Consider the following 13320-nt stretch of genomic DNA (forward strand, 5'->3'; position numbering starts at 1 on the left):
ATAGTTAGAAACAAACACAAGCCTATGGGTATACAATTGGTTAGAGGTGATAATCCAAGCAGGATTATCGCCTTTTTTTAATAACTGGACTCTTGGCTTGTTGGAAATTTCAATTATACTCTTATGTATTTTTAATATAAGTGCATTAAGATCAACAGTAATTGGTTGTTCAAATGGTATATAAAAAGAGTAGGCCATTTTTTAAAAAACTAATTATCGAAACTTCTTACGGTTGATAAACGTATTCTAAGTATTATTGTTCTCAAAAAAGGGAGGTAAACTCGTGCATTGGATTATGTGGGTTTTTTGGGGTTCCATTGCAGCGTTAATTATAGGTACTTATCTCGTGGATTTTTTCACTGGACGAAAATATTCTTTAAAAGAACAGGAAAAGACTTTAAACCAAAATGCAGCTGAAGCAGATGCTTTACGAGATGTTGAGCGCTATAACCATCAAAATGGTCCTTATTAAATTGGAATATCATTATTAACTGCTGTTGTAACTTTTTTCACTTTGGACGACGGCTGGCATACATGGGTTATTTACTTGATGTTTATAAGTATTGCGATAGGTTCGCAATCTAATAAAATTCAAGACGAACTAACAAAAAGGAAGATTAAAAATACAAATGAATAAAATAAAGGTCCAGGCCAATTCTGCTGAACTATGCTTCACCCTGTGAGTTGTGAACTTATTTTGGGTTGTGGAGACTTCGAATTGTTCAACGAATATACAGAATTGTTGATTAACAGTGCTGTTTAGTGAAAGAAGATACTTTTAAAGAGGAAGGGGAGAGAAATAATAGTTCGCAATTTCATTATTTTCATTATTGGATTTTGTTTAAGTTTTATTTTATCACCAAGATTATTCGACGAAGGTAGTAGTATCATAAATACTTTATATAGAGTTTGCTTTGGACTGTTTTTTCTATTCGTTATTTGGATTGTTCAACCGAAAAGAAATAATGTGGACGATAAGAATAGAATCGATTAAGGAGGTTTGATCATATTCACTAAGGTTGTGTTGAGTTCAATGAGATAGAAAATTACGAATCAACGAACCATAGGAGGCGAATTATGAAAAGATGGTTACTCTATTGTTTTCTATTCTTAGGCGCTTGTAACCATTACAGCGATCCCTTAATAGAGGGAGAAATGGTGAAACTCACAATCGAATGTAAGAGTGGTGAAACGAAGGAGTTTGTTGATCAGAAAACCATTCATAAAGTACTCAAGGAAATCAATCAATCTCGAAGAGAAGGTACAGAGGAAATGGAGTTCTCAATCGAACATACAGCTACATTTGAAGATAGTGATGGCGCGACAGAATCATTCAATTTTTTTAGCGGTGGGAAAGCCCTGGCATCTGGATATTATATTCACTCAAATATTGAGGATTTTTGTGGGAAATAGTTTAATAGAAGATAAATTTTAAGTCAGTACGAATTTAATATTGTAGGTAAAGTTATTAGACATTTCAAAGCATATATAAGGATGTTCAAACGAAGTAGCCTATTTTGAAAGGCGTCATCTAGAAGCGATAAAAAAATTGAATAAGAATGTTTTTATTGAGCAATAGGTTATTATAAACAGTTATAAGGGGAAATGAATATGAACGAATTATTTAAAATAGACTGCGGTGAAATAATCTTAAGAGAATTTAGAATAGAAGATGTAGATGCTATATATGAACTGACTTCACAACCTGAAGTTTATGAGTTTTTGCCAGATTGGCGTTCGACTAGAGAACAAAGGTTTGACTGGGTTAAGAATTATGAGATACCGGACAATAAAAAGTTTTTAGCAAATGTTCCAAACATAGGTGAAGGATGGCTGAAGTTGGGAATTGTTTTAAAAGAGAACAATGAATTTATCGGTTTCTGTAATACGGGTATTAAAGAGGAGCTAAGTGGATCAAATCGAGAAATTGCTTACTCTATTTCTAAGCATTATAGAAATAAGGGATACACGACACAAGCGGTAAAAGGATTAGTAAATTACCTCTTCGAAAACACGGATGTGGAACAATTAAATGCTGTGGTTCTTCCAAGGAATATAGCATCCAATAAAGTAATAGAAAAATGTGGTTTTCTTCTAAACGGAAATGTTGAGATTGATGAACAATTGCACTATCATTACACGCTAACGAAAAAATAATGGCTGAATTAAAATTATACAAACGAGTGCTAACAAAATAGGGAGGAACAGCCTTTGTTATGTTTTAACTAAAGGCGTAATTTTGTTGAAGTTTATGGTTTCACTTAGTTCAATGTTCTAGGAAGATAAGATGTTGATTGGGCAAGTTACATACAACTATATTAGATTATTTGGTTTATCGGAAGGGAGTTTTGCCATTTCGCTAACTCTTTCAGTCAAATCGTTCAGCTTTTTGTCTATACGGTCAAACCCCTTGTCCATTCCTTCCAGATCTTCATCGAGTTTGCTATCCATTTTACCAAGAGTGGTATCCATCTGGCGCAATAACTCTAAAATCTTTTCACTGTTAATCTTCTCTTTTTCCATTTATCATCACCTCATATTCAATATAATAGAATACACAAGGAGAACTAAGCAAAGACATCATATTATGTTACCAATAGCTTAGGAGATATTTTTTTTTCTCTTTACTAATAACTTCCCTCTACTAATTGTCTCTAAACGCAGTATTTCTGATATGTGTTATAAAATTGGCTGCTACAAAATGTTTCCAGTATCAATAGGTAAGAAAATAATAGAATAGAAGTCAAAAATGTATTTGCTAGAAACAAGAAGTAAAGGGAGATTCTTTATTTGCGAGGCACAATTACATACGACGACAGTATTATTCGCCTTTTAATCTTTTGTCCAGATCAGGATGTATCCATACACTTTCCACTTCGTATTGGTTCGACTGATCCATATCATCTGATTCGTATACTTCTCCATTTGTTAATCCCTTAATAAAACTTTCAAAATCTTTAGCGACAAATGTAATTTTATAATCGTTTTCTTGATCTACATGTACTACGCTTGGTTCTCCTGTTGGCCCACAATTTCGATAATCAAGAAAGATCATATCATGACCAGCAGAAGGGCAATCGCAGATAGCAATTCCTATGTCTGGATACTCCCATTCATCAATCCAAAACTTGCTACCAAACTCTCCACCTAGTGAGCAACTTTTTTCATATCCTATACCATAAATGCCGGATATAGAGATGTGGTCCTCTGCCCAGCTTGTTGCAGTGCTGGTGGAATGACAGTCTTTCGTAGGAATACCGCCATTCCGTTGTTTCATTAACCAGATATAGGACGCCGGCAATTTATAGCCTAATTCGGTTTCAATCCGATGGATAAGCTCTGCTGTCGGAGGATTAGAAGTATACTCATTTCTTGCGTATTCCCTCTCATACCAAAAATTCTCGAAACTAAACCCCTCAAAATAATTCATTTTCATCCTTCTCCTTTCTATTTAACTAGGCTGCATAGTAATAATAATTTTGCCGTCAATTTGTGTATATCCAATTAAACTATTAATGCTAATATTAACATAAGTATTCGAAATATTATGCAACTAAAGAAATCAATAAGATTCTGAAAGTGTTTGAAAGGATGTCAAATTAGTTAATGAGAAAAGTGGGTGGGGGTCTTAATGAAAAGAGTAATCCTTTTGTTTTTTCTATTAATATTTACGACAACATCCGTACATGCACTAACCTGGGCATATTCTTTTGTAGTTTGGAATGGAAATGTTTATGAGGTCACTAAGGAAAAGATAGCAGAGAATGAAATTGGTCAGCAATTGGGTGAAGTAAAAACAAGACCGAATGATGTGACTGGAAGCTATTATGGGGACGCCTCTAATACCTATCCAAAAGGAACGAAATACTTCGAAGTAAATGGAGTATCAACTGAAACGTCAATTGCTGTTGAAGTTGCAGAAAACCAATGGGTAAAAGCAGTCTACGTCCACGAAGCACCTTTTCATTGGAGGAATTTCCTTACAAAAGCTCTTCCCGTTCTAGTTCTTTTCGTAGTGAGCATTGCTTTTTTGCAGCATTGGAAAAAACGGAGAACTTAGTTTCCTTAACGGGGCTCTACTTCAAGAAGGAGCGAAATACACTATGAAAAGCTTTCTCAATAAAGAATCAGGGGGACTAAATAATAATGAAAATGAAAGTAAATCGCAATGAATTGCAAACCAACGTAGACATTTGGAATGCTGTTTTATCAGCTTATGGAGAATATGTTTTTCCGACAGATGACGTGAAAACGAACGATTTCATCCTATTGTTTAATTATTATTGTGAGCTTGAAAGTGGTGGGCATGAAAGCTTATTCAATTGGTTTTCAGAGCATATGAAGGAGATGGGTATTCAAACGTACTTAAATAATTTGACGAAAATGCTAGAAAAAGTTGGCGCTCATAAATACGCAGAAATAGAAAAGAAGTATTTGGAGGAATTATGGAGATTATTTTTAGCGGTAGAAAATAGTAGAAGTGAAGAACCTTATTATGAAAGTTTGGAAGAGGAATTTTACATTTTTATGGAAAAAGCAGATGGTGAGTATAGAAGTCTTGGCGAGGAATTAAGTGAGCGATTAGGTGAATATGCCACTGAAATGTATACGGAGATAATTGAGATAGTGGGATAATTGGTGTGCTTGGCCGACTAATAGGACAGGTTAGTCAAGAAAAAAGAGGGGAAATAGTGAGAGGGAGATTATTATGTTAGAAGTAAGACCATTAGAAAATATCGATTATGAATTGATTAAGGAAGCGGAAAAAGTTATTGAAAAAAATTATAGATACGGACGACATCATATTGGTTCAGCAGTAAGGACTAAAACGGGAAATATTTACTCAGCAGTCCACGTTGAAGCAAATGTAGGAAGAATTACAGTATGTGGCGAAGCGATGGCTCTCGGTAAGTCTATATCGGAGGGAGACCATGAATTTGAAACGATTGTTGCAGTAGCCCATCCTCATCCACATGAGGATATTGAAAAATGTTGGGTTGTTGCACCATGTGGTATGTGTCGTGAGTTAATAAGTGATTATGGAAAAGATACTGATGTAATCATTTCTTATAAAGGTGAGTTAGTAAAGTGCAATGTAATGCAACTACTACCAGAAAAATATACAAATGATAGGGAATGACCTTATTCAAATAACGGGTGCTATAACAGAACAGGGATGTTAGTAGATAGTCCTTATTGATTTTTGACTAACGCAGCAATTCACCTGAAGAAGACTACTGTCAAAATATCAGTATTTGAGATGATTGTGATTGTACACGAGAATGGGGGGAGTTATGATTTTAAATTTATTTGGTTTATTGATATCTTTCATTACCGTTATATTATTTTTGATTTTATGTGCAAAGATCATAAATTCATTTATTAAAAAGAAACCTTTTCCTAAAAAGTTGCTGATTGCATCGTTGTCTGGAGTTGTTCTGGTATCTTCGATCTATATATATGAAATGTACTATTTTACATTTAGTGAAATTGACAGGGAATTTATACAAAAGGGTCCTGGACCTATAAATTCCCCCAATGAAGTATATACAGCTAATGCTTATTATGAACCATATGGTGGTGCAGCAGGCGGTGTTAACGTATGGGTTGAAATTACAAACAATAAGGAGAAAAATAAGGTTCAAACTGTTTATTATAGTGATGCAAAAAGCGATTTTTCTATGCAATGGATCGATGAAAATACGTTAAACATTTTAAACGACGAACCTGATTATCCAAATTCAAATAGAAGTATCAAATTAGAAATCGGTAAAGAGATTTATCACGAAAATGGTTTGGCTTGTAAAAGTTTGGTAATGAAAGACGAATACGAGACTTGCTACCAAAACTAATATCTCTTATTGAACTAAAGAAGCAGTTTAATTCAATAAGAAATCAATAGGACAAAGTTATAAGGAGGGTGCTACATTTGGGATTTGATGTTGTCTTATATAATAAAGAAGGTAGTGAGATGGGATTTTACGAATTGAGCGAAAGTCTCCATAATGAAATATTTAATTCTAAGAATCTGTGGCGTAGTTATTTGGAACTTAGAAGATTAAGCGATTTTTATCTTACCAATGAGAATTTTTCAGGAGAGAGACTTTCCAACCTAATAACAGATCTTAATAACTATAAAGTATTTGTTTCGTTAGATAAACTTAACGAATTTGAAGAATTTATAAAAAATGTGTCTAGTTCAGATATAGATAGGGTGCATATTGCTGGAGACTAAAACCTTATTTTTATTCAGCTCAGGGGTGCTTTAGTTAAGTTTCAAGATGGGGTAAAGCATTTTTTTTACTGAATTAAAGAAGCGGGTTAGCTTAAGGTACGACATAAGAATTTAATTAAGTGAGGTAGACAATGAATGACAATAATAATAGATTACTCGTCTTATGTGAGAGTTTTATAAAAAAAGAATATGGTCTTGTTGAATTTCAAAGTAGAATGGAAACAGCTTACTTCCCAGAACATTTAAGTGATTTTCAGGATGAAATAATAAATCAGTTAGAACTTATCAGGTTTACCGAGAAAGAAATAGACTACTATCGAAAAACATTAGTAGTAATAGAGGAATTAAAAAAACTTCTAAAATAAGTATTCTTCTTCAACTAACAGGTGCTTTACTTCAAGAAAGGGTAAAGCATTTTTTCATATTGAATAACGAGAAAGGTTAAATACGAAATATAATTTAATAAGGGTGAAGAGAATGAATAAAACAGATTTTGAATGGATAACTAGAAATAGAAAAAAGGTATTTACATTTACTTTTGGTTGGATGGTTTTATTTGGAGGGCTATTCTTTCCAATAGGATTAACTCAATATATTCCCTTATCTATAGCAATGCTAGTTGTCTATTTTTATATTGGTTATATATTATTTGGTCTATTTGAAAAACGTCCAATTGTGATGATTCTATTTGCGTTTATATTTAACTCAATTGGACTGATAAATCGTATTCTTTTAGAATGGGGAGAGTACAATATGATCAGGGATTTGACTATCTTTAATGTGACGATTTATCTCATGTCAATTCCACTTTACATTACGGTAGTCTACCTTGTGTTAAAACGATTGAATGGTAGAAATAAAAATAAAATGTTTAGTAAAACAAATATATAGTATTTCATAAAACTAACAGGAGGGCAGAAAAATGAAGCTAATAAAATTAGCATTTACAGGATTATTGGTAAGTGGATTATTAACAGAGTGTACGAAGGAAGAGACGAAAGTTGAACAACCTAAAACAGATGAAACGAAAGTTGAACAAGTAAAAAAAGAAGCCGAAGTCAACGAACCGAAGAACTGGAAGGACGTTTCAACGCCTGAGGGCTTCAATAGTTATGGAATAGAACCAACGTTGGAAGCTTGGATTGCCTATCACGCTGAAGACATTGCCAAAACAACCGACGTGAAAGAATATTATCCGAAGGCAGAACGCATCAGAAATGAAATGAAATATTTTCGGATTCAAGGTGAGGATCTTCAAAAAGACTTTCAGAATTTACAGGTGCTTCAACTTTATATGGCTAATCTTGTTTTTTCTATTTCGGGAGCAGAAGAGCAAGGGATTGAAACGGCAGAAACCTATAACGAATTAGAAAAATCTTTTAGTTATTTCACCGAACTAGTTCACGATCTCGACATTGTAATAAATCATGATGGAAAGGGCGAAACATTCGGGGTCACGCACCAATTAAACGGGAAAAAGGTTAAGGAAATGGAAACGTTCATCTATATAAATTAACTAGTTTTGAAGTCACTGCAAGACGGATTAACACTTTTTAATTGAATCTATTAAGCTTACGATTGCTTTACTTCAGGAAGGAGTAAAGCCTTTTTCTTAATTAAATTGACGACGCAGGTTAGTTAATTTAATAAGCAGGTATAATTAGATGTCAGGAAGAGATAGTTAATAATAATGTAGGGCAAAATTATTAAAAGGAGGCGAATATATGGGGATTTTAATTACTGTTATATTTGCTTTGTCATTTTTGTTTTCAATCATCATTTTGTTTTATACGTTGATTGTTCGTAGTTGGAAGAGTTTTTTAAGTTTAGGTATTGTTACATTACCGATTTCTTTCTATTTTTTTTCAGGTGAACCACCTATACAGTTTGTTGGACTTCTCTCTATAATTTGTTTCGTCATAGCATTGTTACTGTTTTCCCTAAAAAAGCGAAAAACAGTCTATTAATTTATCTTTATTCAACTAACAAGTGCTTTGATTCATGATGAATTAAAGCCTTTTTTCTTGTTGTACTAACGCAGAGGTTTGGAGGAAATATTTATGGATCAAAGAAAGAAAAAAATAAAAGTGACCCTTGGAGATTTATTTACAAAATCTGTTTTTTAGCAGTGATACGAGACTAAGTATAGAGAGAATTAATAATATAAATTTTACTGAAATAGATACGTCTAAAGAAATTCAATTATTTGTAAAAGAATTGAACCTAAAAAGAATGGACGATTCTTATTCTCCATTCGATGCTGAATATAGGATAGTATCAACATCAAACCAAGAAGACCAACTGTATTTATTCGTTGAAGAAAATATAATTGTATTTCCACATAAAAGTAGTACAGGATATAAAATTAAGGATAATGTTGATTTTATGAAAACTATTGATATGTTATTGTATTAAATATTTCCATAATTTTATGGTTATCTATTTTATGGGAATTCACTAACAAAGCAGTTTAGTTGAAGAGAAAATAATAAATTTATAATGGTAAATGCAGTAAATGTGGTAATATATAGAATAGTTAAACAATAAATAAGGAGGGAAATAATATGAAAAAGATAGTTCTTGCTTTAGGTGCTTTTCTTATTATAGGAGTAGGGAGTTTAATTAGTTATAATCAAAACACTAAAGAAAAACAAGAAAATATAGTAATGGCTAGTATGAATCAATCTGATATACCTTTAAATCATAATTGGGTTATTACTTTCGATAAAGGAATGAATAAGGATATTATTAATGAAAAATCCATTTATGTTTTAGATGAAGATAAAAATAAAGTCAGTGTGACAGTAGAAGCTAAAGATTCTACAACTATGTTAATAAAACCACCAAGTGGGGGGGATCTAAAAGGAAAATCATATGATATCTACTTTGATAGAGATTTAGATTTGGAACACGCAGGGAATCAAGATAAGCCCAAACAATATCGAATACATTTCTCAACGATCAATAATCTATAACGTCTATAACTCCTATTTAAGTAATTATGATAAATAAACTAACGGGTGCTTTACTTCAAGAAGGAGTAAAGCCTTTTACTTATTGAAATTAAAGAGGGCAGCTTAGTTGAAGAAGGTTTATACAGAAAATGAATAGTTATAGTTAAGTAGTAATCAAATAAATTTAGGAGATGAATTATGCTAATAAGAGAGATGGACTTATCAGATATTGAAAGAGTTAGAGCTATTGCAGTTGCAAACTCTTTTTTCATATTGAACTAAAGGGGCAGGTTAGTTTAATAATGTTGTTTAACTTGTAAGAAAATCTTTTGTTTAAAAAAACAGTTTTAAGAAGGTGAAAGTTCTGGAAAGAAAAGTTGAATTAAAACACTTTTTATTAGGTGGTTATACAATCGGTTTTGTTGCTGGATGTCTAGGGGGCCTTCTATCCACGATCAGCACCACATTTACTCTTAGTTTTTCTTTTGAAAATATTTTTTGTATTGTTGTGGTTTTACCAATATTTTATTGGGTGTATCGCTATTCAGGAATGGTTTTCAATGACGAAACAATGAAAATGAAGTTGTTATACTTTTTTATTTCAATGTTAGGTTTATCTTTTGGATTATTCTTTTCTGAATTACTTTTAAGTTAATAAATAATCTCTCAACGTAGAGGGTTATGAAAATTAAGTACGAGCCAGCTTCAATAACCTTCGATTTTTCAATCGGACGATTATTTTAAGAAACGTCTCTGTTCTTCTTCAACTAACGGGTGCTTTACTTTAAGAGTTGCTATAGACATTTCACTAAGAAATTGGGAATAATATTTATTCGAAGGAGTTATTAGTTATGGGATATGTGGAAGATTTAAGGGGATTAGTTGGTCATAGACCTTTGATATTCGTGGGTTCCGTTACGGTCATTATTGATGAAATGGGCAGGTTGTTACTACAACTGCGAAAGTTTCCAAATGGAATGTGGGGAATTACAGGAGGACTAATGGAATTAGGAGAATCTACTGAAGATGTTGCCAGACGGGAAATATATGAAGAGACTGGTCTAAAGGTTGATAAACTGAACCTAATAAACGTTTATTCAGGACCACAGAATTATATAAAAGCCGAAAATGGTGATGAATTCTATGTTGTTACAATCGCTTATTACTCAGACGGTTTTAAAGGAGAATTAGACATAGATAAATCTGAATCGATAACATTTGATTTCTTTTATCCTAATGAATTACCAAAGAATATTGTTAAAAGTCATAAAGTTATTTTGGATGAATTCTTATCTAAGCATTATTCATATGAAGGGCAAACAAATCGATAAACCTTATAAGCTAACGGGTGCTTTACTTTCAAGAAGGAGTAAAGCTTTTTTTCTTATTGAACTAGAGGGGCAGGTTACTTTAAGTAGGAAAAGAAAAAAATAGGGGAGGTTATAGCTTGGAAGAAATTATGGGGGGCTTGTTGGGTCCATTAGGTTTGTTTTATCCTCTGCTTATAGCATCAGTAATTATTTTTGTATATGCACTCATTAAGCGTTCTTGGATTTTGATGTTGTTAAGTGCAATTTTACTTTATCCTGATGCTTGGTTTTTTAGTGGTTATCCGCCTTTTCCTTGGGCAAAATTTGTCCCTTTAATTCAGGTTGTATTTGCTATAATTTTTTATCAAATGAAAAGAAATAAGTCGAAACCATAGTTTTGTTGAATTATGGAGTTATTAAGCTAACGGGGCAGGTTAGTTCAATAAGAATTTGTTTTATTATAGATGTAAAGAGGGAATTAAGGAGGGGTTAAATTGAACAAGTCTATATCAGAAATTAGTACATTATTGATTGAAGAATTTAAGCAGAATAATTCTGAAGCGGATATTGAAAGGCTTGAAAATATAATTTTAGAAGCACTCAATCTTGACCAGAGGATTTATGGGGGACAGTTTCCGTATGAAGTTAAAATAAAGCTAAAAAACAAAACTAAAAAATTCCGAAATATATTCCCAAGACAAGTATTTGAAATTTACCTAGAAGAAATTAATAAATATGCTTATGGTGTTGTTTTACAAGGGGATTTAAAATTAAATAAGTATGATGATATTGTCATTGGGTTTCTAAACACCTTTACTAATGAGTCGCTTAAAGTTTCAAATATACACGAACTAATAGAGAAAAAACATTTCACATATATTGCTAATTCAGGTATCGCTTCAATACTTGATTATAGTTGGAAATTTGTTGGTAGTTATTCTGAGCAGATAATGGACAAAAACGAGTTAAGCAAAATAGAATATGCAACAAAATTTATGGATAAATTCTATAAAAGTGTAGGGAATAGTACTTTACCTATTCTTGACTGCCAGAAAATAAGTGAGGAAGAATATAAAAAAATCCCTAATCCTCTTGGAATTGTTGGAGATATTGAAATTGAAAATGACTTAATAAATATTGCAAGAGTAGGTTCTATACACAGTTGATATTCTTCAACTAACGGGTGCTTTACTTCAAGAAGGAGTAAAGCTTTTTTCTTATTGAACTAAAGGGACAGGTTAGTTGAACAACAAAAATATAAAACGAGGGAACTAAATGAAGACAAACGAACAAGCAATATGGGGAATAATTAAAGATGTTTTTTCTTATGTTAAGTACCTCACCCTTTCAAAAGAAGAAAAGACTGAAGTTAATATAAGATTAGTTAAAGATAAATACTGGTTCCAAGAACTAATGCTTAATGAACCATCTATACTTAAATTGGTAGATGGAGATAAAGAATTTAGGCGATATTTCTCATCGAGAAAAATGGTTAGAAAATTGTTAAGGGACAAAGAAGAACGGCAGCGTTTTAAAGGACTTTTAAACGATAGATTAAATTGACTAACGGGTGCTTTACTTCAAGAAGGGTATAGCATTTTTTCTTATTGAACTAAAGGGGCAGTTTAGTTCAATAAGAGACGTTGAGGTTCTATGTCGCATTTGACACATAATGAGCAACAACTCTATTTTCTTGCATCTTCATATCTAGCATCTTTATTTCTAAATAGAAGCCAAGTAAAAAAAATGTTTAATGAAACCATGATGATGTCATGACCAAGTTGCCCACCTTCAATTGTATGTAAATTATTCATTATGGCAATTGGGATTACAAGCAATAATAAAATGCACAAAGCAATCCAATGTAAATTAATCCATATTTTTCTAAACATATTTCCACTCCTTATAAGAACACTTACCAATTTTAATTGAGTGTTTATAATATGTAAAGAATGTGTCATAGTTCGACCATAATGTGCAGTAGAAGAATAGGTCTTTATTCAACTAACGGGTGCTTTACTTGAATGGCGTAGGGCTGCCAAGACAGCTCGTTCTACTTATTTCACTAACGGGGCAGTTTAGTTGAACTATATGTAATTGGAACTTTATTGGTTGGTTAACGTATTCATTACAAGGGTTAGAATCTTCTATTAATCTTAGTGGGCAGGGGGAAAATGGATTTGGAACATAATAAATCAAATGCTAAATATGAGAAAAAGAAATTTAATACATTGATAAAGGTTCTCTTAATTTTTGGTTTGTTATTTCTTGCACTTGTCGGATATGGATTTTATTGGGCGTTCTTTGATATGAATAGGTTACCAACTGGAGAATATCTAACTGAAGAGATATCACCTAATGGAAAGTACACAATAGAAGCATATGTCACCAATGGAGGGGCAACAACGGCATATTCTGTTCGTGGTGAGTTGGTATTCAATGATAAAGATAATAAAACTAAAAATATCTATTGGAACTATCGAGAAGATTCCGCAGATATTTCTTGGAGAGACAATAACACAGTAATAATTAATGGACATACGTTAGATGTGCGAAGGGACAAATTTGATTTTAGAAATCAATAAGATTTTCCCTTCTTGTTAAACTAAAGGGTGCTTTACTTCAAGAAGGAATAGGATTTTTCACTATATAACATTGCAATTGATGTAAGAATCACGAATAACAAAAAGGACTGATTTAAACTTGAAAAGTAGATTCTCAATCGAAAAGGCAGAATGGTCGGATGAAAGAGAAAACCAGTATAAAAAGGACTGCTTTAACATTGTTTTTAATTTTGGAGATAAGATGAAAACTAATGATA

21 protein-coding genes are annotated in these 13320 nt (G+C 32.4%); 18 read left to right on the forward strand and 3 right to left on the reverse strand.

The window, feature by feature from the left end; translation table 11 throughout:
- Nucleotides 1–283: 283 nt before the first annotated feature.
- From ACIP9W_RS09820 to ACIP9W_RS09830, 3 genes are all read left to right on the forward strand, one after another.
- Nucleotides 284–472, forward strand: a complete 189-nt coding sequence (locus ACIP9W_RS09820; RefSeq protein WP_400788637.1) for a hypothetical protein — start codon at nucleotides 284–286, stop codon at nucleotides 470–472.
- A 605-nt stretch (nucleotides 473–1077) separates the two neighbouring features.
- Nucleotides 1078–1413 carry a hypothetical protein gene (locus ACIP9W_RS09825; protein WP_400788639.1) on the forward strand — a complete coding sequence of 112 codons (336 nt, stop codon included), beginning with the start codon at nucleotides 1078–1080 and terminating at the stop codon, nucleotides 1411–1413.
- A 198-nt stretch (nucleotides 1414–1611) separates the two neighbouring features.
- Nucleotides 1612–2157, forward strand: a complete 546-nt coding sequence (locus ACIP9W_RS09830; RefSeq protein ID WP_400788642.1) for a GNAT family N-acetyltransferase — start codon at nucleotides 1612–1614, stop codon at nucleotides 2155–2157.
- Nucleotides 2158–2313: 156 nt separating this feature from the next.
- On the opposite strand, the gene ACIP9W_RS09835 is transcribed toward ACIP9W_RS09830, so the two are convergent.
- Nucleotides 2314–2523, reverse strand: a complete 210-nt coding sequence (locus tag ACIP9W_RS09835) for a hypothetical protein (RefSeq protein ID WP_400788645.1) — start codon at nucleotides 2521–2523, stop codon at nucleotides 2314–2316.
- 298 nt (nucleotides 2524–2821) lie between these two features.
- Nucleotides 2822–3430: an SMI1/KNR4 family protein gene (locus ACIP9W_RS09840; RefSeq protein WP_400788647.1), complete on the reverse strand. Its 609-nt coding sequence runs from the start codon at nucleotides 3428–3430 to the stop codon at nucleotides 2822–2824.
- Between the two features lie 201 nt (nucleotides 3431–3631).
- On the opposite strand from ACIP9W_RS09840, the gene ACIP9W_RS09845 reads away from it, so the two are divergent.
- The 14 genes from ACIP9W_RS09845 (at nucleotide 3632) to ACIP9W_RS09910 (ending at nucleotide 12062) form a co-directional block, all read left to right on the forward strand.
- Nucleotides 3632–4060: a hypothetical protein gene (locus ACIP9W_RS09845; protein WP_400788650.1), complete on the forward strand. Its 429-nt coding sequence runs from the start codon at nucleotides 3632–3634 to the stop codon at nucleotides 4058–4060.
- Between the two features lie 86 nt (nucleotides 4061–4146).
- Entirely contained in the window at nucleotides 4147–4635 is a 489-nt protein-coding gene (locus tag ACIP9W_RS09850; RefSeq protein WP_400788652.1) for a DMP19 family protein, read from the forward strand.
- Nucleotides 4636–4708: 73 nt separating this feature from the next.
- A complete protein-coding gene (locus tag ACIP9W_RS09855) occupies nucleotides 4709–5140 on the forward strand; it encodes a cytidine deaminase (RefSeq protein WP_400788654.1) in 432 nt (143 codons plus the stop codon).
- A gap of 154 nt (nucleotides 5141–5294) precedes the next feature.
- Nucleotides 5295–5852, forward strand: a complete 558-nt coding sequence (locus ACIP9W_RS09860; protein WP_400788657.1) for a DUF5412 family protein — start codon at nucleotides 5295–5297, stop codon at nucleotides 5850–5852.
- Between the two features lie 77 nt (nucleotides 5853–5929).
- Nucleotides 5930–6235, forward strand: coding sequence for a hypothetical protein (locus tag ACIP9W_RS09865; protein ID WP_400788659.1), 306 nt, complete (start codon nucleotides 5930–5932; stop codon nucleotides 6233–6235).
- A 131-nt stretch (nucleotides 6236–6366) separates the two neighbouring features.
- On the forward strand, nucleotides 6367–6600 hold the full coding sequence (locus tag ACIP9W_RS09870) for a hypothetical protein (RefSeq protein WP_400788661.1): 234 nt from the start codon (nucleotides 6367–6369) through the stop codon (nucleotides 6598–6600).
- Nucleotides 6601–6712: 112 nt separating this feature from the next.
- Entirely contained in the window at nucleotides 6713–7126 is a 414-nt protein-coding gene (locus ACIP9W_RS09875) for a hypothetical protein (protein WP_400788663.1), read from the forward strand.
- A gap of 31 nt (nucleotides 7127–7157) precedes the next feature.
- Nucleotides 7158–7751 (forward strand): hypothetical protein, encoded by a 594-nt coding sequence (locus ACIP9W_RS09880; protein ID WP_400788665.1) that lies wholly within the window; start codon nucleotides 7158–7160, stop codon nucleotides 7749–7751.
- Nucleotides 7752–7959: 208 nt separating this feature from the next.
- Nucleotides 7960–8202, forward strand: a complete 243-nt coding sequence (locus ACIP9W_RS09885; RefSeq protein ID WP_400788667.1) for a hypothetical protein — start codon at nucleotides 7960–7962, stop codon at nucleotides 8200–8202.
- Between the two features lie 597 nt (nucleotides 8203–8799).
- Nucleotides 8800–9210 carry an Ig-like domain-containing domain gene (locus ACIP9W_RS09890; protein ID WP_400788669.1) on the forward strand — a complete coding sequence of 137 codons (411 nt, stop codon included), beginning with the start codon at nucleotides 8800–8802 and terminating at the stop codon, nucleotides 9208–9210.
- Nucleotides 9211–10040: 830 nt separating this feature from the next.
- Nucleotides 10041–10520: an NUDIX hydrolase gene (locus tag ACIP9W_RS09895; protein WP_400788672.1), complete on the forward strand. Its 480-nt coding sequence runs from the start codon at nucleotides 10041–10043 to the stop codon at nucleotides 10518–10520.
- A 116-nt stretch (nucleotides 10521–10636) separates the two neighbouring features.
- Nucleotides 10637–10894: a hypothetical protein gene (locus ACIP9W_RS09900; protein ID WP_400788674.1), complete on the forward strand. Its 258-nt coding sequence runs from the start codon at nucleotides 10637–10639 to the stop codon at nucleotides 10892–10894.
- Between the two features lie 99 nt (nucleotides 10895–10993).
- A complete protein-coding gene (locus tag ACIP9W_RS09905) occupies nucleotides 10994–11665 on the forward strand; it encodes a hypothetical protein (protein ID WP_400788676.1) in 672 nt (223 codons plus the stop codon).
- A gap of 109 nt (nucleotides 11666–11774) precedes the next feature.
- Nucleotides 11775–12062 carry a hypothetical protein gene (locus tag ACIP9W_RS09910; RefSeq protein WP_400788679.1) on the forward strand — a complete coding sequence of 96 codons (288 nt, stop codon included), beginning with the start codon at nucleotides 11775–11777 and terminating at the stop codon, nucleotides 12060–12062.
- Between the two features lie 122 nt (nucleotides 12063–12184).
- On the opposite strand, the gene ACIP9W_RS09915 is transcribed toward ACIP9W_RS09910, so the two are convergent.
- A complete protein-coding gene (locus ACIP9W_RS09915; protein WP_400788681.1) occupies nucleotides 12185–12391 on the reverse strand; it encodes a hypothetical protein in 207 nt (68 codons plus the stop codon).
- Between the two features lie 282 nt (nucleotides 12392–12673).
- Here ACIP9W_RS09915 and ACIP9W_RS09920 point away from each other — a divergent pair, with 282 nt between their 5' ends.
- A complete protein-coding gene (locus ACIP9W_RS09920; RefSeq protein ID WP_400788683.1) occupies nucleotides 12674–13084 on the forward strand; it encodes a DUF5412 domain-containing protein in 411 nt (136 codons plus the stop codon).
- The last annotated feature ends 236 nt before the right edge of the window (nucleotides 13085–13320 follow it).

The sequence above is a fragment of the Psychrobacillus sp. NPDC093180 genome, from assembly GCF_044754065.1.
In the GTDB taxonomy this organism is placed as follows: Bacteria; Bacillota; Bacilli; order Bacillales_A; family Planococcaceae; genus Psychrobacillus.

What these genes read in the sequence shown, in the direction of transcription:
- ACIP9W_RS09825 (WP_400788639.1), top strand. Translation starts at nt 1,078, where the DNA reads ATGAAAAGATGGTTACTCTATTGTTTTCTATTCTTAGGCGCTTGTAAC.
- ACIP9W_RS09830 (WP_400788642.1), top strand. Translation starts at nt 1,612, where the DNA reads ATGAACGAATTATTTAAAATAGACTGCGGTGAAATAATCTTAAGAGAA.
- ACIP9W_RS09835 (WP_400788645.1), bottom strand. Translation starts at nt 2,523, where the DNA reads ATGGAAAAAGAGAAGATTAACAGTGAAAAGATTTTAGAGTTATTGCGC.
- ACIP9W_RS09840 (WP_400788647.1), bottom strand. Translation starts at nt 3,430, where the DNA reads ATGAATTATTTTGAGGGGTTTAGTTTCGAGAATTTTTGGTATGAGAGG.
- ACIP9W_RS09845 (WP_400788650.1), top strand. Translation starts at nt 3,632, where the DNA reads ATGAAAAGAGTAATCCTTTTGTTTTTTCTATTAATATTTACGACAACA.
- ACIP9W_RS09850 (WP_400788652.1), top strand. Translation starts at nt 4,147, where the DNA reads ATGAAAATGAAAGTAAATCGCAATGAATTGCAAACCAACGTAGACATT.
- ACIP9W_RS09855 (WP_400788654.1), top strand. Translation starts at nt 4,709, where the DNA reads ATGTTAGAAGTAAGACCATTAGAAAATATCGATTATGAATTGATTAAG.
- ACIP9W_RS09860 (WP_400788657.1), top strand. Translation starts at nt 5,295, where the DNA reads ATGATTTTAAATTTATTTGGTTTATTGATATCTTTCATTACCGTTATA.
- ACIP9W_RS09870 (WP_400788661.1), top strand. Translation starts at nt 6,367, where the DNA reads ATGAATGACAATAATAATAGATTACTCGTCTTATGTGAGAGTTTTATA.
- ACIP9W_RS09875 (WP_400788663.1), top strand. Translation starts at nt 6,713, where the DNA reads ATGAATAAAACAGATTTTGAATGGATAACTAGAAATAGAAAAAAGGTA.
- ACIP9W_RS09880 (WP_400788665.1), top strand. Translation starts at nt 7,158, where the DNA reads ATGAAGCTAATAAAATTAGCATTTACAGGATTATTGGTAAGTGGATTA.
- ACIP9W_RS09885 (WP_400788667.1), top strand. Translation starts at nt 7,960, where the DNA reads ATGGGGATTTTAATTACTGTTATATTTGCTTTGTCATTTTTGTTTTCA.
- ACIP9W_RS09890 (WP_400788669.1), top strand. Translation starts at nt 8,800, where the DNA reads ATGAAAAAGATAGTTCTTGCTTTAGGTGCTTTTCTTATTATAGGAGTA.
- ACIP9W_RS09895 (WP_400788672.1), top strand. Translation starts at nt 10,041, where the DNA reads ATGGGATATGTGGAAGATTTAAGGGGATTAGTTGGTCATAGACCTTTG.
- ACIP9W_RS09910 (WP_400788679.1), top strand. Translation starts at nt 11,775, where the DNA reads ATGAAGACAAACGAACAAGCAATATGGGGAATAATTAAAGATGTTTTT.
- ACIP9W_RS09915 (WP_400788681.1), bottom strand. Translation starts at nt 12,391, where the DNA reads ATGTTTAGAAAAATATGGATTAATTTACATTGGATTGCTTTGTGCATT.
- ACIP9W_RS09920 (WP_400788683.1), top strand. Translation starts at nt 12,674, where the DNA reads ATGGATTTGGAACATAATAAATCAAATGCTAAATATGAGAAAAAGAAA.